The sequence below is a fragment of the uncultured Polaribacter sp. genome (genome assembly GCF_947503875.1).
Classification (GTDB): Bacteria; Bacteroidota; Bacteroidia; order Flavobacteriales; family Flavobacteriaceae; genus Polaribacter.
The window spans coordinates 118,198-142,924 of sequence record NZ_CANNFH010000003.1; the positions used below are offsets into that span (position 1 = coordinate 118,198).

The following is a 24,727-nucleotide window of genomic DNA, read 5'->3' on the forward strand; positions in this document are numbered from 1 at the left end:
TTTAGCTATTAGCTTTGGGCTTTTAGCTATTAGCCAAAAGCTAACCGCTAAAAACTAAACCTATTCTTTAATACGTTCTTGATAGGTGCCTTTTGTAGTTTCAATTTTAATTTTATCACCTTCATTAATAAATAAAGGTACATTTACACTAGCACCAGTTTCTACTGTAGCTGGTTTTGTGGCATTTGTTGCTGTATTTCCTTTTACACCAGGCTCTGTATGTGTAACTTCTAAGATAACACTTGCTGGCATATCTACTGAAAGTGGCATATCATCTTCAGAATTTATAATAATAGTTACAACCTCTCCTTCTTTCATTAATTCAGGAGTATCTAAAGCACTCTTTTGCAATTGAATTTGAGAATAATCTTGTTCATTCATAAAATGATAGGTTTCTCCTTCATTATACAAATATTGAAATTTATGCGTTTCTACACGAACATCTTCAATTTTTCTACCAGCAGGAAAAGTATTATCAATAATTTTTCCGTTGGTAACACTTTTTAATTTTGTTCTTACAAAAGCAGGACCTTTACCTGGTTTTACATGCAAAAATTCTACAATTTTAAAAATATCATTATTATATTTAATACACAATCCGTTTCTAATATCTGATGTTGTTGCCATTTATATGTTTAAATTAAATTAATAGTTGTTTGTAATTTTTGTATTAATTTGAATTGAAATATCCCTTCATAATTCCTCTATGTGAGTCTTTTATAAATTGAATAATTTCATCTCTTTCTGGGGTAGCTTCTAATTCTGCCTCAATAATATCTATTGCTTGCGTATAATTGTAATTTTTCTGAAATAAAATTCTGTAAATATTCTGTATTTCTCTAATTTTATCTGTAGTGTAACCTCGTCTTCTTAAGCCAACTGAATTAATACCTACATAAGAAAGTGGCTCTCTAGCAGCTTTTACATAAGGAGGCACGTCTTTTCTTACTAAAGAACCACCTGTTACAAATGCATGTTTGCCTACAGATGCAAATTGATGCACTGCAACCATACCTGCCAACACAACATTGTCTCCAATAGTTACATGACCTGCTAAAGTAGAATTGTTAGAAAAAATACAGTTATCGCCTACAAAACAATCGTGTGCAACATGGCAATAGGCCATAATTAAACAGTTGTCGCCAATTTTAGTTTTACCACGGTCTGCTGTACCTCTATTGATAGTAACACATTCTCTTATGGTGACATTATCGCCAATTTCAACAGTAGTTTCCTCATCATTAAATTTTAAATCTTGTGGAATACCAGAAATTACAGCGCCAGGAAAAATTCTACAATTTTTACCAATTCTAGCACCTTCCATAATTGTTACATTAGAACCAATCCATGTACCTGAACCAATTTCTACATTGTTATGAATTGTTGTAAACGGTTCTATTACTACATTTCTTGCTACTTTTGCTTGCGGATGAACGTATGCTAAGGGTTGATTCATAAATTTATTTTTTTCTAGCAATTTGTGCCATTAACTCAGCTTCTGCTACCAATTTTCCATTAGCGTAGGCATACGCTTGCATGTGACAAATACCTCTTCTTATAGGTGTAATTAATTCTGCTTTAAACGTTAATGTATCTCCAGGAATTACTTTTTGCTTAAACTTAACATTGTCCATTTTCATAAAATAGGTTAAGTAATTTTCTGGATCTGGTACCGTATTTAAAACCAAAACACCACCACATTGGGCCATAGCTTCAACTTGTAGAACACCAGGCATTACTGGTGATCCAGGAAAATGACCTACAAAGAAGTTTTCATTCATTGTAACATTTTTCATTCCTACTACGTGCGTATCAGAAAGTTCTATAATTCTATCAATTAATAAAAACGGAGGTCTGTGTGGCAAAATATCCATTATTTGATGTATATCTAATAATGGCGGTTTGTGCAAGTCGTATATTGGTACGTTATTTCTTTTTTCTGCTTTAATAATTTTAGCTAGTTTTTTAGCAAAAATTGTATTTACCAAATGGCCTGGCTTATTGGCAATAACTTTACCTTTAATTCGGGTACCTACCAAAGCTAAATCTCCAATTACATCTAGTAATTTATGTCTTGCTGCTTCATTTGCCCAATGCAAAGTTAAATTATCTAAAATTCCGTTAGGTTTAACCGCTATTGTTTCTTTATTAAAAGCCTTTTTTAATTTTCCCATTGTACGCTTAGACAACTCTTTGTCTACATATACAATAGCGTTATTTAAGTCTCCACCTTTAATTAAATCATTTTCCAACAACATTTCTATTTCGTGTAAAAAACTAAATGTTCTTGCTGCAGAAATTTCTTCTTTAAAATCTGAAATCGTATTCAAATTAGCATTTTGAGTACCTAAAATTTTAGTACCAAAATCTACCATAGTAGTAACTTGATATTCATCTGAAGGCATTAAAATTATTTCGCTGCCAGAAGTTTCATCTTTATAAGAAATAATTTCTTTAACAACATATTCTTCTACTGTTGCATTTTGCTCTGCTAAACCTGCCTTTTCTAAAGCCTCTACAAAATATTTAGAAGAACCGTCCATAATTGGTGGTTCAGAGGCATCAATCTCTATAAGTAAGTTATCTATACCTAAACCAACTGCAGCTGCCAAAACATGTTCTGAAGTTTGGATTTGGACTCCATTCTTCTCTAGGTTTGTGCCTCTTTGTGTATTTACAACATACTCTGCTTTTGCCTCAATGGTTGGAGCGCCTTCTAAATCTACCCTTGTAAAAGCAAATCCGTGATTAATTGGTGCTGGTTTTAAAACCATATTTACAGTGTTACCAGTATGCAAACCTACACCAGATAAGCTAACTTCTTTTTGTATTGTTTTTTGCTTATTACTCATTTTTATTTTGTTTGAGTCTTAATTTCTTTTTCTAAATTATTAAGTTTAGAAACTATTTTTGGTAAATTTTTAAAATGCACGGCACTTTTTGTAAAATCCAAAATATTAAATGCTGGGCTTCCATTTAATATTTGATTAGCTTTTACACTTTTAGTAACTCCTGCTTTTGCCAATATTTTTGTATTGTCGCCAACTTTAATATGGCCAGCAATACCTACTTGACCACCAATCATACAGTGTTTGCCAATTTTTGTTGAACCGGCAATACCTGTTTGTGCAGCAATAACAGTATGTGCTCCTATTTCTACATTATGCGCAACCTGTATTTGATTGTCTAGCTTTACTCCTTTTCTTATTATTGTAGATCCTAGTGTAGCTCTATCTATAGTAACTCCCGCTCCAATATCTACATTATCTTCTAAAATAACATTCCCTATCTGTGGTATTGCTTTATACTCTCCTTTATCATTGGGTGCAAAACCAAAACCATCTGCACCAATAATTGTACCTGAATGTATTTTACAATTTTCACCTATTTGCGTATCAGAATAAATTTTTACGCCTGCAAATATTACAGTATTATCGCCAATTTTACAATTATTTCCAATATAAGTATTTGGGTAAATTTTTACATTTGTACCAATACTCACATGTTCTCCTACGTAAGTGAAAGCACCAATATATTCATTACTACCTATAGTGGCTGATTCTGCTATAAAAAGTGGCTGTTCTCTGCCTTCTTTATTATTTTTTACTTCGTTATAAAACTCTAAAAGTTTAGAAAACGAAGCATAAGCATCCGAAACTTTTATTAAGGTAGTTTCTACTTCTTTTTCTAATTTAAAATCTTTATTTACAATAGCTATTGAAGCATTTGTGGTATACAAATACCCATTATATTTGGGGTTAGATAAAAAGGTTAAAGACCCTTTTTCTCCTTCTTCTATTTTAGATAGTTTAAATACTTCTTCATTTGGGTTACCATAAACCTCACCTTCTAAAATATCTGCTATTTGTTGTGCTTTAAATTTCATAAACGGCAAAAATATAAAAATAATACGGTTTTGACTAATATTAAGATTTGACAATATTTATAAGTATATCGTGCTATTTAGGGTAACAAATAAAATGTTTAATTACTGGTTTTGTTAAAGCTTCTAAATTTAATTGATCAGATGCTTTGGCAATATCTTTTAATTTACCTTTTTTGCTTAAAATTAAAACAGGTTTATTGTAATTATATGCCTGATTTGTAATTTTTTGTGTAAAAACAAAAAATGATGACTCTTCTTTTAAAATACCCAAAGAACTTGTAACCTCTTTATATTTGTCATCTAAAAATTCTTTTTTAAAAGGTTTCTTTTGCATTTCAATCTTCAATAATTTTCTATCAACAATCATTTTACTTAATAGTGATAAAACTTTGTCTTTATGATTTATCCATTCTTTTATTGCAGACAAAATATCATAATCGTCTAATTTAGAAAATAAATCTAATGTTTCTAGTGTAAAATTTTCTGATGTAATTTTATTGTAAAGAAAGTATTTTAAGGCTGCACTGCAAAAAAGCACTTCTCCTTTATCTGCCAATTCCTTAGCTCTTTTTAAAACATTAACCAACATATTTTCTGCAACTAAACCTGTTTTATGCAAATACACTTGCCAATACATAAGTCTTCTTGCGATTAAAAATTTTTCTACAGAATAAATTCCCTTTTGCTCAATAACCAATTCATCATTCTTAACATTCATCATAGCAATTAAACGATCTGAAGAAATATTACCTTCTGTTACGCCCGTATAAAAGCTATCTCTTTTTAAATAATCTAAACGATCTATATCTAACTGACTAGAAATTAATTGGTATAAGAAATTACGCTTGTTTTTTCCTTCAAAAATCTCGATAGCCAAGCTTAATTGCCCATTAAACTCTTTATTTAATTGATGCATAAACTTTAAAGAGATTTCTTCATGAGAAATACCGTTAACAATACTATGTTCTAAAGCATGTGAAAAAGCACCATGACCAATGTCATGCAATAAAATGGCAATAAGCAGTGCATTTTCTTCTTCGTTAGAAATTGCTACCTGTTTAAAACGCAAAACTTGTATGGCTTTTTGCATTAAATGTATGCAACCAATTGCATGATGAAATCTGGTATGGTTTGCACCAGGATACACCAAATTAGAAAACCCCATTTGTGTAATTCTTCTTAATCGCTGAAAATAAGGGTGTTCTATAATATCAAAAATTAAAGAATTTGGAATTTGAATAAAACCATAAATCGGGTCATTTAAAATTTTAAGTTTATTGGGTGTTTTTTGTTTCAAAGCTATAATTTTAACAAGTAAATGCAAAGTACAAATTTATGCGAAGTCTCACATTTTTTTATTCTTTTAATTCAAAAAAATGTCAATAATTACCAATTGATAGTTTTACAAAATTGGCAATATTTTATCATTTTTAAACTTTACTAACAATAACAAAACCCTAATTTTAACGTTACAATTAAAACAAAAAATATGAGCGCACATATATTATGGGTAGATGATGAAATTGAATTATTAAAACCACATATTTTATTTTTAGAGAAAAAAGAATACAAAGTTACTACATGCACAAATGGTGCAGATGCTATAGATTTAGTTGAGGAACAAAATTTTGATATTGTTTTTTTAGATGAAAACATGCCAGGTTTGTCTGGTTTAGATACGCTAACTGCAATTAAGCAAAAGCAAGCCAATTTGCCTGTTGTAATGATTACTAAAAGTGAAGAGGAATATATAATGGAAGAAGCCATTGGCTCTAAAATTGCAGATTATTTGATTAAACCTGTAAATCCGAGTCAGATTTTATTAAGCTTAAAGAAAAATTTAGATAATTCGCGCTTGGTTTCAGAAAAAACAACCTCTAACTACCAACAAGAATTTAGAAAAATTGCTATGGATTTAGCCATGGTAAATTCTTATGAAGAATGGATAGATTTATATAAAAAATTAATTCACTGGGAGTTAGAGTTAGAAAATATTAGCGACCCTGGAATGTTAGGTATTTTAGAATCTCAAAAACAAGAAGCAAACTCTCAATTTTTTAAATTCATCAAAAAGAATTACGAAGATTATTTAACAGCTCCTGATAAACCAACTTTTTCGCATACTTTGTTTAAAGATTATGTGGTTCCAGAACTAAGTAAAGACCAAGGTGTTTTATGGGTAGTTATAGATAATTTAAGATACGATCAATACCGTATTTTAGAACCTTTGTTAAATAATCATTACAAAAAAGAAGAAGAATACACCTATTTTTCAATTTTACCAACAGCAACGCAATATGCTCGAAATGCCATTTTCTCTGGTTTAATGCCTTCAGAAATGGAAAAAAAACATCCTAATTTCTGGAAAAATGATACAGATGAAGGTGGTATGAATCTCTTTGAAAATGATTTTTTATCAGCCCAAATAAAACGACTTGGTTTAGATATTAAACACGAATATTATAAAATTTCTTCGCTTAAAAACGGAAAAGAATTAGCCAACAACTACAATGGTACAAAACAAAACGATTTAACTGCTATTGTGTATAATTTTGTAGATATTTTAAGCCATTCTAAAACAGAAATGGAAGTAATTAAAGAATTGGCTGGAGATGATAAGGCGTATAGAAGTTTAACTTTAAGCTGGTTTAAAAATTCACCTTTATTTGAAATTATACAAAAAGCACAAAGTTTGGGTCAAAAACTTATAATTACTACAGATCATGGTACTATTAATTGCAAAGCACCTTCAAAAGTAATTGGCGACAAAAACATCAGTTCTAATTTGCGTTACAAAACGGGTAGAAGTTTGTCTTTTGAAGAGAAAGATGTGTATGCAGTTAGAAATCCAAAAGATATTTTTTTACCTACAATAGCCATGAACGCACCTTTTATTTTTGCTAAAGAAGATTTATTTTTTGCGTATCCAAACAACTTTAATCACTTTGTAAAATATTACAAAAACACTTACCAACATGGTGGGGTTTCTTTAGAAGAAATGATTATTCCTTGTGCGGTTTATAGTCCTAAATAAAAAGTCTTTTTAACTACATGAAGGAAATCCTATTTGAATCTTACATAAGGGAAGATTAAAATAGGATTTTTTTACCATTAAATTAGAAAATTAAGTACGCTGTTTTTCTGAAGCTTTAAATTCAAAAAAGCCTTCAAAACTTAAATCCTCATCAATAGATTCCCAATGAATTCCAAAAGGAGAAAGCTCATAATTTTCTTTTTCTATTACACTAGCATTTTCAAGTTTTGGGAACCATTTTAAAGGTAAAGACTGCTCTACACCCTGCTTTGTTCTTAAAAATATCGAATTCTCATCAAACCAAATTTTCTGTATTTCCATTAGATTATGCGTTAAAATAATTATTCCAAGCTTTTATTATTAAATCTTTATTCTCATCAATTAAAGATTCAGCCAATTTTAAATCTTTACTTTTTACACCAACGTTTTTAATCCAAAGCATATCAATTACGTTAAATTTTGCTTCTCCATCGGCATTTTTAACATGAACATGAATAGGTTTGTGTTCGTTTGAATAAAAAAAAGAAACGCAAACCAAAAGCTCTAAATAATGTAGGCATAAGTTTATTTTGTTCTACAATTTACAAAAAAAAAAAAGGATTCTATAATTAATATCAACAACAATAATCGTTAGCATTTCTTACTTTTGTTTTTTTTTTATAGACATGAACAAAAACTACACGTTAGAAAATTTACCAGAAATTGCCTCTGAGTTAATACAAACTGTAAAAAACAAAACCTTATTGTTTTACGGAGAAATGGGCGTGGGTAAAACTACACTCATCAAAGAAATTTGCAAACAATTGGGCGTTTTAGATAACATCTCCTCTCCTACTTTTTCTTTGGTAAATGAATATGAAACCTCAAAACAAGAAAAAGTTTTTCACTTCGATTTTTATAGAATCGAAGATGAAAACGAAGCTTTAGACATGGGAATTGAAGATTATCTCTATAATAATGCTTGGTGTTTAATTGAATGGCCACAAAATGTAGAAAATTTATTACCTTTAGATGCTGTTGAAATTCATCTAACAACATTAGAGAACAGTAAACGTAACATTCAACTAAAATATACCTAAAAATAATGAGTCAATTTTCTCCATTTAGCAAAGAAGAATTAATTCCGCAAGAAGAAAAGTTAGAAATTAAAAAGCAAAAAGGAGAACTATTTATTGGCTTGCCTAAAGAAACCTATTTAAGCGAAAAAAGAGTTTGTTTAACTCCAGACGCAGTTGCTGCTTTGTCTGCAAACGGCCATAGAATTGTAATAGAAACTGGCGCAGGAGATGGCGCAAATTTTACAGACAAAGAATATTCAGATGCTGGTGCAAAAATTTCTTATAATGTAGAAGAGGCTTTTAAATGCAATATTGTCTTAAAAGTTGCACCACCAACAGAAACAGAAATAGCATATCTAAATCCAAAAACCATTTTAATTTCTTCTTTGCAATTAAAAACACAATGCAAAAGCTATTTTGAAGCCTTAACAAAAAAGAAAATTACTGCCATTGCTTTTGATTATATTAAAGACGATCATAACTCTTACCCAATTGTAAAATCGTTAAGCGAAATTGCGGGTACAGCCTCTATGCTAATTGCAGGAGAATTAATGAGTGGCACTAATAAAGGAAACGGTTTGTTATTAGGTAATATTGGTGGTGTACCACCTACCAGTGTTGTAATTTTTGGCGCAGGCACTGTAGGCGAATATGCCGCAAAAACTGCCATTGGCTTAGGTGCTAGGGTAAAAGTTTTTGACAATTCTATTAGTAAATTAAGAAAATTACAAGACTGTTTAAGTTCGCCTATTTACACATCTACTTTACAACCAAAATCTATTCATAAAGCATTAATGCGTTGCGATGTTGCCATTGGCGCCGTTAGAGGTAAAAACAGGAGTCCTATTTGTGCTACAGAAGAAATGGTACAACGCATGAAAGAAGGCGCTATATTGGTAGATGTTGCTATAGACAGAGGTGGTTGTTTTGAAACCTCTAACGTAACCACCCACAAAACCCCAACTTTTGTAAAACATGGCGTAATTCACTATTGTGTGCCAAATATTCCTGCAAGATATTCAAGAACTGCATCTGTTTCTATCAGTAATATTTTTACACCTTACCTTTTGCATATTGCAGATGAAGGCGGTTTTGAAAATACGGCAAGATTTGATAAAAGCTTAAGAAACGGAATGTATGCTTACCACGGAATTTTAACCAATAAAACCGTTGCCAATTGGTTTGATTTACCTTTTAGAGACATTAATCTATTATTCTTATAATTTTTCAGGAGATAATTTTAATCTACTAATGCATTTCATATTCACATTTATAAAACTTTTTTAAATTTTTCTTACTTAAATTTAAATGCTAAGCAGCATTAACTTAAATTTGCAACTTAAATTATTACAATGCTTGTAAAACGTATTTTTTATTATTTAATAGGTGTTTCTTTAGGTTCTGTAGGCGTATATTTTTTCTGGCAAAAGAAAAATGCTTCCTTTGATTATGGTATGGATGCTAGAACATTAAAAACCATTAGAATTAAAAAACGTTTATTTTCTAATGATGCTAAAACGTCAATGAACCGTTTTGAATTGGACACTGCAAAAATTAGTACTATTTTAAAAACAGGCGATGTAGATTTTAGCAAAGGAAACCCAAGAAACAAACCTTGTGCAGACTATTTTATTACAGGTAAAAAAGAATTAAAAAATATTAGTTTACTTGTAAAACGTTGCGATTCTTCTGCAACCATAGAAAAAGTGATGAAACAATAATTGTTTTTTTTGAAGCCATCCTGCCGGCAGGCAGGTTCCTGCTTTCCACTATATCTTTTTATGCCTGTTTATTTTTAACATCAGTTCTTATTAAAAGTTTCTTTACTTCTAAACAAATACACTTAAACTACAGAAAAGCATAAAAAGGATGCCGTTTCAATCAGGGCTAAACCTGTTTATCTACTTTCTTGAGAATTTAAATACCTTTCCTCTATTTTATCTACATTTTTAATGGTTTTCTTAACCCAATCGTAGTATAAAACCTCCTTTTCTTTGGTTGATAATTGCCAATCGATATTAGAATTTCTTAATTTAGTAGTAACCTCCTGTAAAATAATAGCCACTGCAACAGAAATATTTAAACTCTCTGTAAAACCAACCATTGGTATTTTTAAAAATCCATCAGCATTTTCTAAAACATAATCAGAAACACCATCTGCCTCTACTCCAAATACAAAAGCAGATTTTTTGGTAATATCAAAATCTTGTAAAAGACAAGAATCGTTATGTGGTGTTGTTGCTATAATTTGGTAGCCTTTTTCCTTTAAATTATCCAAACAAATTTTGGTATTATCTCCATCTGTTTTATAACGTGTAGATGTTATCCATTTTTGAGAACCCTTAGCCACATGCCTAGACACTTTATTGGTATATTTATTTTCAATAGCATGCACATCTTGCACACCAAAAATATCGCAGGTTCTAACTACTGCACTAGCATTGTGTGGCTGAAAAATATCTTCTAAAACCACAGTAAAATGTCTTGTCCTTTGTTCTAAAACAGTTTTAAAAAGATTTTTTCTTTTATCGGTAAGAAAACCCTCAAAATAAGTTAATAAATTAGCATCAATCATAATTACAAACTTAAAATTATTATTTTTATAAGCGATAGCGATTATAAAAAATTAAATGAAAAAAATAGTAATTTTAACAGGTGCAGGAATTTCTGCAGAAAGTGGCATACAAACTTTTAGAGATGCAGATGGTTTATGGGAAGGCCATGATGTTATGGAAGTAGCCACACCAGAAGGTTTTGCGAACAATCCAGAATTGGTGTTAGATTTTTACAATCAACGCAGAAAACAATTACTAGAAGTAAAGCCAAATAAAGCACATTTTAATTTGGCAGAATTAGAAGATAATTTCGATGTAGAAATTATAACACAAAATGTAGACGATTTACATGAAAGAGCAAAAAGTACAAAAGTTACACATTTACATGGAGAACTTCTAAAAGTAAGAAGTACTGCTAATGAAAATGATATTAAAATCTGGGAAAAAGATTTAGTTTTAGGCGATTTATGTGAAAAAGGCAGCCAATTAAGACCTCATATAGTTTGGTTTGGAGAAATGGTACCTATGTTAGATAAAGCAATAGAAATAACTAAAACTGCAGATATTTTAGTAATTATTGGTACTTCTATGCAAGTATATCCTGCAGCTAGTTTGGTAAACTATGTAAAACCAAATACACCAATTTATTTTATAGATCCAAAACCTTCTGTCTCTAAATACGACTTTGAAAATTTAACCATTATAGATGACCTTGCTAGTGCTGGAACAGCTAAGTTGATTGAATTGTTAATGGCCTAATTAAAAATGTAAGATTTTTCGACTTCGTAAAACTTCTCTTAAAATGACAATGAATACAAATGTCATTTCAACCTTGTGGAGACATCTAAGAAATCAAATTATTAAAATACTCGTAAATTTCTCCTTTAGAAATGTTACTTCCTTTTTCTATCAAATCAAAAATTTCTGTATTTCTTTCTGAGTGATAAGGTTTGGTTCCTCTAAAAATTTCTACAGAATTATCCATAGGATTTTGCATTAACCACTCAAAACCTTTTTGCTCTAATAAATCAATATCCCAAGTAACTTTAATAGCAATTCTATGGATTTCTTCGCCTTCGCACTTAAATAAATTGGCAGATGTTTTAGAGAAATGCTCTACATATTTAGTTTTTGTTAAAACATCATCCCAAACTACATCAGAAAAAACATTCATTTCTTCTTCTGCAACAGCTGGCTTTTCTGTTTTAATTTCATTCCATTCTTTAACATCTATACTTTGTGATGCCAAAAAGCGGGCAAATTCTTCGTGTAAGCTTTCAAATTGTTCTTTGGTTAATTGTCTGTATTTCATGGGCGCAATCTAACTTCCCCAAAGGGGAAAATTTAATATCATTTCTAATGTTGATAGCAAAAGTAGATTTCTCAATTTCGCTACCATCGTTCAAAATGACAATTTATATTTTTTCTTTCAAAAACTATCTTAAAATAAAAAGCTCGTTATTTCTAACGAGCTTTTCTAGTTTTAGAGTAAACTCTAAAATAATTTTATTACTACTCAGCAATAACTTCAAAAGTAATATCAGCAACTACTGTTCTGTGTAATCTTACAGAAGCATCGTATTTACCTAATCTTTTTACAGAACCACCAACAACTTTAATAAATTTCTTATCTATTGCTGTTCCTGCTTTTTCTAAAGCGTTTGCTAAATCTATATTGTTTACAGAACCAAATAATTTGTCTCCTGAACCAGTTTTAGATGTAATCTTAATTTCGTAACCTTTAATTGTTTCTGCTAAACTAGTAGCGTCTTCAATTACTTTAGCCTCTTTATAAGCACGTTGCTTTAAGTTTTCTGCTAATACTTTCTTAGCAGAAGAAGTTGCTAAAACAGCTTGTCCTGTAGGTATTAAAAAGTTTCTACCATATCCGTTTTTAACGTCTACAACATCATCTTTAAATCCTAAATTTTCTACGTCTTGTCTTAATATCAATTCCATGTCTACGTCTTTATTATTTTAGTAAATCACCAACATAAGGCATTAACGCTAAATGACGCGACCTTTTAATTGCCTGAGCAACTTTACGTTGATATTTTAATGATGTTCCTGTTAAACGTCTTGGTAAAATTTTACCTTGTTCGTTTACTAAATACATTAAGAAATCTGCATCTTTATAATCGATATATTTAATGCCTTTTTTCTTAAATCTACAGTATTTAGCTTCTTTTTTAGTATCTATATCTAATGGCGTTAAATATCTAACGTCAGCAGATTTACCACCTTTTGCTTGTTGTTCTATTGATGCCATTTGTTATTTTTTAATAGATTTAACACGTTCTCTTCTTTTTTCTGCCCAAGCAGCTGCATGTTTGTCTAATTTAACAGTTAAATAACGCATAACGCTATCATCTCTTCTAAATTCTAACTCAAATGCAGAAATCTCTTCTCCAGCGATTTCAAAATCGAATAAATGGTAAAAACCACTTTTTTTCTTTTGGATTGGGTAAGCTAATTTTTTTAAGCCCCAATCTTCTTTAGCGACCATTTTAGCTCCTTTAGAAACTAAATAATCTTCGAACTTTTGTACTGTCTCCTTTATCTGAGTGTCAGATAAAACGGGATTCAATATGAAAACAGTTTCGTAATGATTCATAAATTAATAATTTAATGTTTATTTTAAGGGTGCAAATATAGTTACTTTTTAGCGATTTACACTAAAAATTTAAAAATGTTTTTTTAGATAAAAAAAGACTTAATTCAAATTAAAAGCTTCATTTATTTCTTTATAAATAACCTCTCCTTTTACAATATTTAGACCTTTAAATAAGCTAGCATCTTGTTCGCAAGCTTTTTCCCAACCAAGGTTTGCCAATTTCAATATATAAGGTAGAGTAACATTGGTTAATGCCATAGTAGATGTGTAAGGCACTGCACCAGGCATATTTGCTACACAATAATGTACAACATCATCTATAATATATGTAGGATCTTGATGTGTTGTAGCTCTGGTAGTTTCAAAACAACCTCCTTGATCTACTGCAACATCTACCACTACTGTTCCTGCGCGCATTTCTTTTAACATGTCTTTAGTAATTAATTTTGGTGCTTTACCTCCTTTTACTAAAACGCCACCTACAATTAAATCATGTGTTTTAATAAGTTGTCTTATACTGTATTCACTAGAAAAAGCAGTGATTACGTGGTTTGGTAAAACATCATTTACATAACGTAAACGTTTCATATTAATATCCATTATAGTTACATGTGCGCCTAAACCTGCTGCCATTTTTGCAGCTTGCACGCCAACAACGCCTGCTCCTAAAACCAACACTTTACCTGGTGTAACTCCTGGTACACCACCTAATAAAATGCCTCTACCTTTTACAGGTTTCTCTAAATATTTTGCGCCTTGTTGTATTGCCATTCTTCCTGCAACTTCAGACATTGGAGTTAGTAATGGTAAAGTACCTTCTGCATCTTCTACAGTTTCATAAGCAATACAAATGGCTTTACTTTGTATCATTGCATTGGTTAAAGTTTCACTAGAAGCAAAATGAAAATAGGTAAATACAATTTGGTTTTCTCTAATTAAAGGGTATTCTAATGCAATTGGTTCTTTTACTTTTACAATCATTTCACTCTTTTGATACACATCTTCTATAGTTGGTAATATTATGGCACCAACTTCTTTATAATGTTTATCAAAAAAACCACTTCCTTCTCCTGCTGTGGTTTGAATGTAAACTGTGTGATTTCTTTTTGTAAGTTCAAAAACGCCTGCAGGTGTCATACCTACTCTACTTTCGTTATTTTTAATTTCTTTTGGAACACCGATTTTCATTTTGCTAAATTTAATGGTTTTTAAGTGCATAAATTTATACTAAAAATAAAGTAGTGCAATTAAAAAAAGTGTTCATTTTGATTTTTATTAATTCAATAATTTATAATTATAACAAAGACAATTATCAATTATTTTTATGATATTTTTTATCAAAAAAACAAAAATCAGATTGTTGATTTTTGTTTTATTTTTTTTAACAAATTAATTTAATCAAAATCGAAACGAAGTCCCATAGAAATATTTCTAATTTCTGTGTCTTGAAAAAGAGGATTCATATCATATTTTACATACAAACTAGTAGTTTTATACCCAACATAAGCGCTTAAACCGTAATTTATTGTATTCATATTAAAATTATTAAATTGTACTTGTTCTACATTTACACCATCTGTGTCTCTAAATTCTAAAAACTGTCTTGTGCCCAATTTAAAACCTACAAAACCTCCTACTCCAATTTTTACAGATTCATTTCTTCTATCTCTTACAAAACCATCTTTATATTTTCTATTTTTAGAGAAATCCCATTCTAAATGTACAGGAAAATTCATTTGAACATGCCTTAATCTACTTTCTGATAAATCTTCTGGAAAGACCTGTATTTCTGTAAAATCTCCATTTTTAACATGAAATTGGTTGTCTTCTAATCGCAAATTATTCCAAAGGAAAGAAACACCATATTTAAAATATAATTTAGAGGCATCTTCTGTAAACCTAGTTTTCCAACTAAAACCAACTTCATAAAAACGAGAACGCCAAAATTGATAATTAGAATCGTTTAAAGAGCTAAATTGATTGTCTTCTAAAACATTATTTGCACCTAATGCAAACACAACTTGGGTTGTAGTTCTTCTACTTTGACTCTTTTTTCTCTTCTTTTTTATTTTATTTTTGATTTCTTTTTTTGTCTCCTGTTCATCGTCTGTATCAATTTTAAAACGAAAAGTTGTACCCCCCACTTTAAAAGTACTTACGTCTTCGTTATCTAAATTTGTGTTATTAGAGCTCGCAATTTTACCATTGGTTTTATCTTGTACCAATAGTTGTAATAAATGTTCTTGCTCACTTACTTTAACTTCTATTTGTTTGGCATGATAGGCAGCAAGCTCTTGTTTTAAGGTGGTTGCTGTGCTCTCAGAAATTTCTCCTTTTTTCAGTCTTTTATCAATATCTACAACTTTTAACTTTAAAGAATCTTTCTGACTTTTGGTAATAATTTCTATTCTTTTGGCTATTTTCTGTACTTCTTTTTCAAAAGTTTTTTCTTGTGATTGGACAATTGTTGTGCATAACAACACTAGCGTAAATAGTATTCTTTTCATGTTTATGGTTTTAAAATTTTTATTTTTTTTATTAAGGTTTTACGGAGCAATCTTTAATTTGGCCAGTATTAAGATTTCTCAATTCCACTGCGTTTCATTAAAATGACAATTGTTATTCGTTTCTAGATGCAATTGCAGAGGCAATATCTGTTACTCTTCGTTTTAATGATTTTAAGAAATTGTTGTTAAAAACATCTTCACTAATCGTATTTTCTACTTCTGCCAAAATAGTTTCAGGATCTACTTCTAAATTCGATTTTTTGAGCTCACTTTTAATCGTTTTTAAAACTTGATCTCTAGTAATATTATGTTTTGCATAATAGGCTTTTACTTCTTGGTTAGTATGTGTTACCGCGTATAACAAATCTGCGCCATTTACTTTAATTGTAATATTATCTTCTTTTTTTTCCGTTGATATTTGCTGCATTTTTTTATCAACTTTTGCAATAACTATATTTTCTTTTGTTAAGGTATCCTTCTCTAATTTTTCGTTTTTACTAATTGCATTAGAAGTAAAATTTATTTTTTCCTTTGTTCTACTTTCTATATTCGCTAATTTATTCAGTCTTGTCTCTTGTCTCTTGTCTATTGTCTCCTTTCCACTTACTGATGTCTCTTTTCCTTCTTCTAAAACATCTTTCGCTACAATAACCTTCTCTTCTTTTATCTCCGTAAAAATTTCATCTATTTTATTTTTAACAGTAAATGTATCTATAACAATTGGATTATTAACAATAATTTCTTTAACGGGTTTTCCTTGCATGTTATCATCAGAAAAAACAGAAAAACCTACATAAATTAGTAACAAAATACCTGCTGCATAACCTGCATAATAAAACCATGCTTTCTTTTTTTGTTTTGGTTCTTCATCTAATTGCGCAGACAAACGATCCCAAGCAGAGGCTGAAGTTGCAAATGTTCTGTTTGCTAATTTCTCTTTTATTTCTTGATCTATTTTATTTGTTTTCATGAATTATCGTATTCATTTTATTATAATTTTGCTGCAAAAGTTTACGTGCTTTAAACAATTGCGATTTTGATGTACTTTCTGAAATGCTTAATTTCTTTGCAATTTCTGAATGTTTGTAACCTTCTATGGCAAATAAATTAAACACCATTTTGTAACCTTCTGGCAAACTATCTATTAACTTTTGAATGTCTTCAACGCTTGTATTTTCTAAATTTACTGTAGCTTCATTATCAAACACATAATCATCATCAGATAAGTTGATAACCTTTTTTTTACGCAAATAAGAAATACAAGTATTTACCATAATTCTTCTTATCCAACCTTCAAAACTTCCATCAAAATTAAATTTATCTAAGTTTTTAAAAACTTTAAAAAAACCTTGTAATAATAAATCTTCTGCATGATGTAAATCTTTTACGTATTGCCTACAAACACCCAACATTTTAGGAGAATGCTGATCAAACAATTGTTTTTGCGCTTCTCTATTGTTGTCAATCGCCTTTTTAATTAACGATTTTTCGCTTTGTAATTTTATAATTTTCAAGCTTTTGAATTTGATTTTTGTTGCCTTACAAATATATAGACTACCAAGGTTTTAAAAAGGTTGCCTGAAAAAAAATAATTTTTATGAAATCAGTTGTTTTTACTTGTAATATAAATTTTGAACAAAGTATATTATGATAAAAAACGCATACCCACTGTATTATTTTTAATTGATATTGTTGTATTTTCGTATAGGAGTATTAATTATTAATTTTTAATAACAAAATTTATTCATGAAAAAAATAATTGCATTTACTGTATTACTAATCTCTTATTTCAATTCATTTTCTCAAGATACTTTTGAGAAAGGATATTTTATAAAAAATTCTGGAGAAAAAGTGAATTGTCTTATAAAAAATTTGGATTTATTAAATAATCCTAAAGACTTCACCTATAAAATTAATGAAGACAGTAAAGCATTAAAAGCATCTATTGATGATGTACAACTATTTGAAATCTACAACATATCAAAATACGAAAGACATACAGTAGATATAGATAGATCTAGTGAAAACTTGAGTGAATTGAGCTTAACAAGAAAAGTTAAATTTTATACAGAGCAGTTGTTTTTAAAAGTATTAATTGAAGGTAAAGCAAACCTATATTATTATGCAGAAACAGGTTTATCTAGGTTTTTTTACAGCCATAACAATGGGAATATACAACAATTAGTTTACAAGAGCTATTTAACTAGAGACGGATATAAAGTAAATAAAAACAACTATTTTAAACAACAAATACTTAATGATTTAATCTGTAAAAAAATTACAGAGGGAAAAGTTAAAAAGTTAAAATATCGTAAGGCAGATTTAGTTAATATTTTTGTATTTTACAATACCTGTACTAATTCAAAAATAACGAACTATACTTTAGAAAATTCAAAAACCTCAAAAAATATAGTGAATATAAATATGAAGTCTGGCGTTAATTTTTCTTCGTTCTTTTTGGAAGATAACGTGAGTGCACTAAGAGACCTTGATTTCGGAAATATAGCAACTTTTAGATTTGGTTTAGAGCTAGAATACGTAATGGCATTTAACAATAACAAATGGGCTTTAATTACAGAACCTTCTTATGTTTCTGTATATAAATCCTCTAGAGCAGATACTATAGGTAGAGAAACTATAATTGAATATTCTTCTATAGAAGTGCCTTTTGGCCTGAGACATTACATGTATACAAATAAAAATTCTAAACTTTTTATAAATGCATCAATTGTATATGATATCCCTTTAAACTCTAAAATAACTGGAGAAAATAATTTAGAAATTGACCCTGTAATAAATTATAGTTTTGGTTTGGGCTATAAGTTTAAGGACAAAATTAGTATTGAGTATAGAATGTTTACCACTAGAGATGCGCTAGGCTATATTAACAGAATTGGAGATTTTAATTCTACATCTCTTGTATTAGGTTATACATTATTTTAAAGAATCCTTAAATTTTAATGCTTTTTTAAAATTAAAATTTAAGCAAAAAAAAGTCCCGATATAAAAACGGGACTAGTTTAAGTTAAAGCTTTTAATGAAATGCTTTACAACTTTTAGGTAATCGCCCTTTTTAAATTTTAATAATAAAGAACGTATAATTATTAAAAATTCCCGATGAAAAAATCAAGACTGTTTTAACTTACAATTTAAAACTGCATACTGATTTACTGAGTACTGCTTACTTTTTAATGCGTTGCTTTGCAACTTTCAAGTAATCGCACTTTTTAAATTTTAATAATAAAGAAAGTTTTAATTTTAAAAGATCCCGATGTAAAATCGGGACTAGTTCAACTTACAATTTTTAATGCGTTGCTTTGCAACTTTTAAAAATTGAGTTTCACTAGTACGCATCCACATCAATAATAAAACGGATAGGTCTAAAATCTTTTACAGCTTCAAAGGTATTTCTAATCTTAGTAATTTGTGCTTTTGTATTTCCTAAGCTTTGTTTTGGCGGAATTTTAATCACAATATTTTTAATATATTGATTTCTAATTCTTGCTACAGCAGGTGCTGTTGGTCCTAAAACATTTTCACCAAAAGAATTGTACAAGGCTTTAAACAACCAATTTACACCAACATCTACCTTATTATAATCTCTGTGTTTTAGTGTAATTTTAATAATCCTATAAAATGGTGGGTATTTATATTGCCAACGATCTTGTAGCTGTTCTTTATACATTTCTGTATAATTTGTAGTAGATACTTGTTGTAATATTTGATGATAAGGATTGTAGGTTTGTATGGCAACATTACCTTGTTTTTTGCTACGTCCTGCTCTACCAGAAACTTGTACCATCATATCATAAGCACGTTCATGCGCTCTAAAATCTGGATAATTTAGCATAGTATCTGCATTTAAAACGCCAACTAAAGAAACGTTTTCAAAATCTAAACCTTTAGATAGCATTTGGGTTCCCACCAAAATATCTATTTCTTTCGCTTCAAAAGCGCCAATTATTTTTTGATAGCCAAATTTACCACGAGTCGTGTCTAAATCCATTCTGCCAATTTTATAATCTAGAAATAACTCTTTAAGTTCTAACTCAATTTGCTCTGTACCAAAACCTTTGGTATCTAAAGTATTACTTCCGCAAGCGGAACAAGAATTGGGCATTGCACGTTGATAATTGCAATAATGACAACGTAATTCGTACCTAAATTTATGAAACGTTAAGGTAACATCACAATTTGGACATTCAGGTGAAACACCACAAGTTTTGCATTCTACAACTGGCGAATAACCACGCCTGTTTTGAAATAAAATAACTTGTTCTTTTTCCTCTAAAGCTTCAGTTATTAATTTTAGTAACCTGTCAGAAAAATGGCCTTTCATTTCCTTTTTTCTGTGTTTCTCTTTTACGTCTATTAATTCAATTTTTGGCAATTGCACATTGCCATGTCGTCTATTGAGTGCTACAAAACCATATTTTTTTTGTTGCGCGTTAAAATAGCTTTCTAAAGATGGTGTTGCAGAACCTAACAAAATTTTTGCTTTGTGCAGTTTTGCCAATACAATAGCGCCATCTCTTGCATTATATCTTGGTGATGGTTCAAATTGTTTGTAGGAAGTTTCGTGTTCTTCATCTACCACAATTAAACCTAAATTAGAAAACGGTAAAAACACAGACGATCTTGCACCTAAAATAATTTGCGCTTTGGTTTTATTTTCTAAAACATTCTGCCAAACCTCTACCCTTTCATTTATAGAGTATTTGGAATGAAAAACAGAAATTTGATCTCCAAAATAAAATTGTAAACGGGTTATAATTTGTGTGGTTAACGCAATTTCTGGCAATAAAAATAAAACTTGCTGGCCAGCATCTAAAACTTCTTGTATTAAACGTGTATAGACTTCTGTTTTACCAGAACTTGTAATTCCGTGTAATAATGTAACGTCTTTTTCTTTAAAGGTTTGCTTAATTTCGTCTAATGCTTTTTCTTGATGTTCATTAAGCGTTTTTAAAGCATTTGTAGTTCCTTTAAAACTAATTCTGTCTTTTTGAATTTCATAAAATTCAAAAATACCTTTGGTTACTAAACTTTTTAAAATAGCTGCAGAAACCTTGGCTTGTGTTTCTAAATCCTTAACTTTTATTGGTTTTTTTGTAGTGTTTAGTTGAAAAAAGGTAAGTACAGCTTCTCTTTGTTTTTTTGCTCTAGACAACTCTTCTAAAAGCGTATTTAAAGCAGTATCTGAATTGTATTGGTCTTGCAAACGTATATATTTTACCAATTTTGGTTTGTACGTTTCGTAAATTTCTTCTTTAATATACAGTGCAGATTTTTTTATTAAAGCATTTACAATAGGCATTACTTTTTTCTTCCCCAAAATGTCTGCAATTTGATGAATGGTTAATTGCGATTGATGCTGCAAAGCTTCAAAAATTAAAAATTCATCATCTTCTAAAATGGATTCGTCTGTAAACGTTTCGTTTTTATAAATAATGGTTTCACTTTCTAACAAAAAAGCAGACGGTAAAGAAGCTCTGTAAACTTCGCCTAAAGAACACATATAATAATTAGCAATCCATTGCCAATGTTGCAATTGCAACTCATTTACCAATGGTTTTTCGTCTAATATTTGATGAATATCTTTTGCTTCATACAAAGTTGGTGCTGTAGTATGAATGTTAAATACCAAACCTGTGTACATTTTACTTTTTCCGAAAGAAACAGCAACACGCATTCCTTTTTGTAAGAAATTGGCTTCTTCTTCAGTTACTGCATAGGTAAATGTTTTTTGCAGTGGAATGGGTAATATGAGATCTATAAAATGAATAATTGTTATGTTTTAGAATATCAAAATTACATAAAATGAAGTGATTCTTGTTATGTATGTTAGAATAATTGAATTAAAATTGAGTCCTTAAAAAAAACTAAAGCTAAGTTTAGAATTTAGGCTAGCAAACAAGTTTAGCCGTGATTGAAACATTTGTTTGAGCTCTTTTTTGTTCTTTTTCTGAACAAAAAAAGCGAGTGTTGAAAGCGCGATTAAGCTTCAAAAAAAATTACCAACTAATTGGCTTTTCTCCAATTTCTTGCAAAATAGTATTGGTTTTAGAGAAATGTTTGTTGCCAAACCAATAGCCTCTATTGGCACTTAAAGGACTTGGATGCCCACTTTCTAAAATAAAATGTTTTTTCTTGTGAATTAACTTGGCTTTTTTCTTTGCAAAACCGCCCCAAAGTAAAAAAACTACATTTTCTTTTTCTTTGGATATTTTTTGAATTACAGTGTCTGTAAAGGTTTCCCAGCCTTGTTTTTGATGACTGCCAGCATTGTGTGCTCTAACTGTTAAGGTAGCATTTAGCAACAAAACGCCTTGTTTTGCCCATTTTTCTAAATTCCCACTTTGTGGATACTCTTTGTTTAAATCGGTTTGAATTTCTTTAAATATATTTACTAAAGACGGTGGATGTTTTATACCATCTTGCACAGAAAAACACAAACCATTTGCCTGATTCTCTCCATGATAAGGATCTTGGCCAATAATTACCACTTTTAGCTCTTTTAAACTACAAAAATTAAAGGCCGCAAAAATTTCTTCTTCTTTTGGGAAACATTGGTTTTTGGTGTATTCTTCCTTTACAAATGTTATCAAACTCTTAAAATATGGCTTTTCAAACTCGGTTTGGAGTATATTTTTCCAGCTATCAGCTATTTTTACTTGCATTGTTCCTTATTTTTGTAACGAATTTAATAAAATCAAAAATAACCAATTGAGCTATAATATATCATCAAAAACATTACAAGATTTAGAATTTTCTACGGTTTTACAGCATATTTCTGAATTTTGTATTTCTGGTTTGGGTAAAGAAAGTGTTCGCGAAATTTTACCAATTCAGAATAGAAAAACACTTTTTACAGAGCTAAACCTTGTAGATGAATATTTAAAATCTTTTGCCAGCGAAAACAGAGTGCCAAATCATGGTTTTGATAATGTTACAGATGCAATACACAGATTAGCTATAGAAAATAGCTTTTTAGAGCCAGAAGCCTATTTAAAAATAGCAAGTATTTCTTTAACAGTAAATGAGCATATTAAATTTTTTAAAAAATTTAAAGAACAATTTCCTACTTTTTTTGAAACTACTCAGAAATTAGAATTCACCACTTATGTTGATGATGAGGTTAAAAAAATCATAGAAATTAGTGGCATTGTAAAAAACAATGCATCTTCTGAATTAAAGCAAATTAGACGAGATATTAATAATGTGCGTGGTAAAATTGGTGCCAGTTTTTCTAGTGCCCTAAGCAAAGCAATGTCTGCTGGTTATTTAGATGATATTAAAGAATCTGTTATAGAAAATCAGCGTGTTTTAGCGGTATTGGCAATGCATAGACGTAAAGTTGCAGGTAGTTTAATGGGATCTTCTAAATCTGGTAACATTGTTTATATTGCACCACAAGCAACCCTTACTTATTCTAGAGAATATCAAAATTTATTGTACGAAGAAAAACAAGAAATTGTTAGAATTCTTAGAAATTTAGCTGATATTTTAAGACCAGTAATAGAAATTATAAAAGAATATTTGGCTTACGTAATTCATGTAGATGTTGTTGGCGCTAAAGCGAAATATGCTAGAGAAATAGACGGTTTATTGCCAAAAATAACAAAAGAGAAAAAGATATTTTTTAGAGATGCATATCATCCCATTTTATGGAAAAAAAATAAAGAAAGTAATATAAAAACTATTTCTCAAAGCATAGAGTTAAACGAAAAACAACAAATAATTGTTATTTCTGGACCAAATGCAGGTGGAAAATCCATTACCTTAAAAACCATTGGTTTACTACAAATAATGGTACAAAGTGGTATTTTAATTCCTGTGGAAGAAAAAAGTAGTACTTATATTTTTGATACGATTTTGACAGATATTGGAGACAATCAATCTATAGAAAATCAACTAAGTACGTATAGTTATCGTCTTAAAAATATGCGTTATTTTTTAAGAAAATGTAATGAAAACACCTTGTTTTTAATTGATGAATTTGGAACAGGTTCAGACCCTGAATTGGGTGGTGCTTTAGCAGAGATATTTTTAGAAGATTTTTACAATAAAAAAGCGTTTGGAATTATTACCACCCACTACTCTAACCTTAAAGTTTTAGCTGCAGAATTAGAAAACGTAACCAACGCAAATATGCAGTTTGATGAGCGTTCTCTAGAACCTTTGTACAAATTATTTGTTGGGCAAGCTGGTAGTTCTTTTACATTTGAAGTGGCGCAAAAAAACGGAATTCCGTACAGTTTGATTAATCAAGCTAAAAAACGTGTGGAAAACGAAAAAATACGTTTGGATAGAACGATTTCTAAATTACAAAAAGAAAGAAATCGTTTACAAAAAAACTCCGATAATTTAGAAAAGCAAAAAACAAAAGGGAAAGAGCATTTAGAGAGTTTACAGGAAAAAGAAGAAAAAATACAAGCAAAATTGGCTGGTTTTCAAGAACTGTATGACCAAAACCAAAAAATGCTTTCTTTAGGAAGAAAAACAAACGAACTTTTAAACAAATACTTTCAAACCAATAATAAAAAAGAGTTGAATCAAAAATTCAACAAGTGGGTAGCAGACGAAAAAGTAAAATATGCTAAGAAAAACCCAATTAAATTAAAAACAAAATCTCAGAAACAAAAAGCAAAAGTGGTAGAAAAACAATTGCAAAATGTGATTAAAAAGGTAGAAAAAGAGGTTTTAGAAAAAGTTGTTGAAGTACGTAAAGAAAAGAAAGTAAAAGAGGCTATTGTTGCCAAAGAAAAAGCGGCTTACATCTATAAATTAAATGATAAAGTTAGAATTATAGACTCTAATTCTGTTGGAACAATCGATAAAATAGATCGTAAAAACATTACCATAAATTACGGCGTGTTTACTACAAAAACTACAGTAGACAAAATTGAATTAGTACAGAAAGGGAAGTAGTTGTTGGCTGTTGGCTGTTGGCTGTTGGCTGTTGGCTGTTGGCTGTTGGCTGTTGGCTGTTGGCTGTTGGCTGTTGGCTAAGAATTTCTAAAAAATCACACATTTTTAAACCTCTAAACAAATAAACTTATAAACAATTTTC

25 protein-coding genes are annotated in these 24,727 nt (G+C 29.9%); 7 read left to right on the forward strand and 18 right to left on the reverse strand.

The features are described 5' to 3' along the window. Positions 1–60 precede the first annotated feature (60 nt). The 5 genes from efp to Q0684_RS05530 all read right to left on the reverse strand — a co-directional run bounded on the left by efp (position 61) and on the right by Q0684_RS05530 (position 5,183). A complete protein-coding gene (gene efp, locus Q0684_RS05510) occupies positions 61–627 on the reverse strand; it encodes an elongation factor P (protein WP_299013596.1) in 567 nt (188 codons plus the stop codon). A 43-nt stretch (positions 628–670) separates the two neighbouring features. Then, positions 671–1,456, reverse strand: coding sequence for an acyl-ACP--UDP-N-acetylglucosamine O-acyltransferase (lpxA, locus tag Q0684_RS05515; RefSeq protein ID WP_299013598.1), 786 nt, complete (start codon positions 1,454–1,456; stop codon positions 671–673). 4 nt (positions 1,457–1,460) lie between these two features. Then, positions 1,461–2,852, reverse strand: coding sequence for a bifunctional UDP-3-O-[3-hydroxymyristoyl] N-acetylglucosamine deacetylase/3-hydroxyacyl-ACP dehydratase (locus Q0684_RS05520; protein ID WP_299013599.1), 1,392 nt, complete (start codon positions 2,850–2,852; stop codon positions 1,461–1,463). A gap of 2 nt (positions 2,853–2,854) precedes the next feature. Continuing rightward, positions 2,855–3,886 (reverse strand): UDP-3-O-(3-hydroxymyristoyl)glucosamine N-acyltransferase, encoded by a 1,032-nt coding sequence (lpxD, locus tag Q0684_RS05525; RefSeq protein WP_299013601.1) that lies wholly within the window; start codon positions 3,884–3,886, stop codon positions 2,855–2,857. Between the two features lie 73 nt (positions 3,887–3,959). Then, positions 3,960–5,183: an HD domain-containing protein gene (locus tag Q0684_RS05530; protein WP_299013604.1), complete on the reverse strand. Its 1,224-nt coding sequence runs from the start codon at positions 5,181–5,183 to the stop codon at positions 3,960–3,962. Between the two features lie 192 nt (positions 5,184–5,375). On the opposite strand from Q0684_RS05530, the gene Q0684_RS05535 reads away from it, so the two are divergent. Further along, on the forward strand, positions 5,376–6,920 hold the full coding sequence (locus Q0684_RS05535) for a bifunctional response regulator/alkaline phosphatase family protein (RefSeq protein WP_299013606.1): 1,545 nt from the start codon (positions 5,376–5,378) through the stop codon (positions 6,918–6,920). A gap of 90 nt (positions 6,921–7,010) precedes the next feature. Here Q0684_RS05535 and Q0684_RS05540 read toward each other — a convergent pair whose 3' ends face one another. Together Q0684_RS05540 and Q0684_RS05545 are read right to left on the reverse strand one after the other, a co-directional pair. Then, positions 7,011–7,241, reverse strand: a complete 231-nt coding sequence (locus tag Q0684_RS05540) for a DUF2442 domain-containing protein (protein ID WP_299013608.1) — start codon at positions 7,239–7,241, stop codon at positions 7,011–7,013. A 4-nt stretch (positions 7,242–7,245) separates the two neighbouring features. Continuing rightward, on the reverse strand, positions 7,246–7,458 hold the full coding sequence (locus tag Q0684_RS05545; protein WP_299013610.1) for a DUF4160 domain-containing protein: 213 nt from the start codon (positions 7,456–7,458) through the stop codon (positions 7,246–7,248). A gap of 127 nt (positions 7,459–7,585) precedes the next feature. Between Q0684_RS05545 and tsaE the strand changes: the two genes are divergently transcribed. From tsaE to Q0684_RS05560, 3 genes are all read left to right on the forward strand, one after another. Then, entirely contained in the window at positions 7,586–7,999 is a 414-nt protein-coding gene (tsaE, locus tag Q0684_RS05550; protein WP_299013621.1) for a tRNA (adenosine(37)-N6)-threonylcarbamoyltransferase complex ATPase subunit type 1 TsaE, read from the forward strand. A gap of 5 nt (positions 8,000–8,004) precedes the next feature. Then, complete coding sequence (locus Q0684_RS05555) at positions 8,005–9,201, forward strand: alanine dehydrogenase (RefSeq protein WP_299013623.1); 1,197 nt, start codon at positions 8,005–8,007, stop codon at positions 9,199–9,201. 129 nt (positions 9,202–9,330) lie between these two features. After that, positions 9,331–9,699: a DUF4258 domain-containing protein gene (locus Q0684_RS05560; protein ID WP_299013624.1), complete on the forward strand. Its 369-nt coding sequence runs from the start codon at positions 9,331–9,333 to the stop codon at positions 9,697–9,699. Positions 9,700–9,875: 176 nt separating this feature from the next. Here Q0684_RS05560 and Q0684_RS05565 read toward each other — a convergent pair whose 3' ends face one another. Continuing rightward, positions 9,876–10,553 carry an RNA methyltransferase gene (locus Q0684_RS05565; RefSeq protein WP_299013626.1) on the reverse strand — a complete coding sequence of 226 codons (678 nt, stop codon included), beginning with the start codon at positions 10,551–10,553 and terminating at the stop codon, positions 9,876–9,878. A 55-nt stretch (positions 10,554–10,608) separates the two neighbouring features. Between Q0684_RS05565 and Q0684_RS05570 the strand changes: the two genes are divergently transcribed. Further along, complete coding sequence (locus Q0684_RS05570; RefSeq protein WP_299013628.1) at positions 10,609–11,292, forward strand: NAD-dependent deacylase; 684 nt, start codon at positions 10,609–10,611, stop codon at positions 11,290–11,292. 85 nt (positions 11,293–11,377) lie between these two features. On the opposite strand, the gene Q0684_RS05575 is transcribed toward Q0684_RS05570, so the two are convergent. The 8 genes from Q0684_RS05575 to Q0684_RS05610 form a co-directional block, all read right to left on the reverse strand. Then, positions 11,378–11,845, reverse strand: coding sequence for a DUF6495 family protein (locus Q0684_RS05575; RefSeq protein ID WP_299013629.1), 468 nt, complete (start codon positions 11,843–11,845; stop codon positions 11,378–11,380). Positions 11,846–12,045: 200 nt separating this feature from the next. Continuing rightward, complete coding sequence (rplI, locus tag Q0684_RS05580) at positions 12,046–12,492, reverse strand: 50S ribosomal protein L9 (RefSeq protein ID WP_299013631.1); 447 nt, start codon at positions 12,490–12,492, stop codon at positions 12,046–12,048. A 13-nt stretch (positions 12,493–12,505) separates the two neighbouring features. Then, positions 12,506–12,802, reverse strand: a complete 297-nt coding sequence (gene rpsR, locus Q0684_RS05585) for a 30S ribosomal protein S18 (RefSeq protein WP_026777666.1) — start codon at positions 12,800–12,802, stop codon at positions 12,506–12,508. A 3-nt stretch (positions 12,803–12,805) separates the two neighbouring features. Continuing rightward, positions 12,806–13,147, reverse strand: coding sequence for a 30S ribosomal protein S6 (rpsF, locus tag Q0684_RS05590; RefSeq protein ID WP_299013641.1), 342 nt, complete (start codon positions 13,145–13,147; stop codon positions 12,806–12,808). Positions 13,148–13,246: 99 nt separating this feature from the next. Next, positions 13,247–14,335 (reverse strand): alanine dehydrogenase, encoded by a 1,089-nt coding sequence (ald, locus tag Q0684_RS05595; RefSeq protein WP_299013643.1) that lies wholly within the window; start codon positions 14,333–14,335, stop codon positions 13,247–13,249. Positions 14,336–14,541: 206 nt separating this feature from the next. Continuing rightward, the gene (locus Q0684_RS05600; RefSeq protein WP_299013645.1) at positions 14,542–15,654 is read right to left on the reverse strand and encodes a hypothetical protein; all 1,113 of its coding nucleotides are present in this window, start codon (positions 15,652–15,654) and stop codon (positions 14,542–14,544) included. 112 nt (positions 15,655–15,766) lie between these two features. After that, a complete protein-coding gene (locus Q0684_RS05605) occupies positions 15,767–16,624 on the reverse strand; it encodes a hypothetical protein (RefSeq protein WP_299013647.1) in 858 nt (285 codons plus the stop codon). Next, positions 16,611–17,168 carry a sigma-70 family RNA polymerase sigma factor gene (locus Q0684_RS05610; RefSeq protein ID WP_299013649.1) on the reverse strand — a complete coding sequence of 186 codons (558 nt, stop codon included), beginning with the start codon at positions 17,166–17,168 and terminating at the stop codon, positions 16,611–16,613. The genes Q0684_RS05605 and Q0684_RS05610 overlap by 14 nt, the downstream gene beginning before the upstream one ends. Positions 17,169–17,400: 232 nt before the next feature. On the opposite strand from Q0684_RS05610, the gene Q0684_RS05615 reads away from it, so the two are divergent. After that, positions 17,401–18,597: a tRNA modification GTPase gene (locus Q0684_RS05615; protein WP_299013651.1), complete on the forward strand. Its 1,197-nt coding sequence runs from the start codon at positions 17,401–17,403 to the stop codon at positions 18,595–18,597. Between the two features lie 400 nt (positions 18,598–18,997). On the opposite strand, the gene priA is transcribed toward Q0684_RS05615, so the two are convergent. After that, positions 18,998–21,442: a primosomal protein N' gene (gene priA / locus Q0684_RS05620; RefSeq protein WP_299014361.1), complete on the reverse strand. Its 2,445-nt coding sequence runs from the start codon at positions 21,440–21,442 to the stop codon at positions 18,998–19,000. Between the two features lie 226 nt (positions 21,443–21,668). Beyond that, positions 21,669–22,334: a uracil-DNA glycosylase gene (locus tag Q0684_RS05625; protein WP_299013653.1), complete on the reverse strand. Its 666-nt coding sequence runs from the start codon at positions 22,332–22,334 to the stop codon at positions 21,669–21,671. Positions 22,335–22,380: 46 nt separating this feature from the next. On the opposite strand from Q0684_RS05625, the gene Q0684_RS05630 reads away from it, so the two are divergent. Continuing rightward, positions 22,381–24,585, forward strand: a complete 2,205-nt coding sequence (locus tag Q0684_RS05630) for a DNA mismatch repair protein MutS (protein ID WP_299013656.1) — start codon at positions 22,381–22,383, stop codon at positions 24,583–24,585. Positions 24,586–24,727 lie beyond the last annotated feature (142 nt).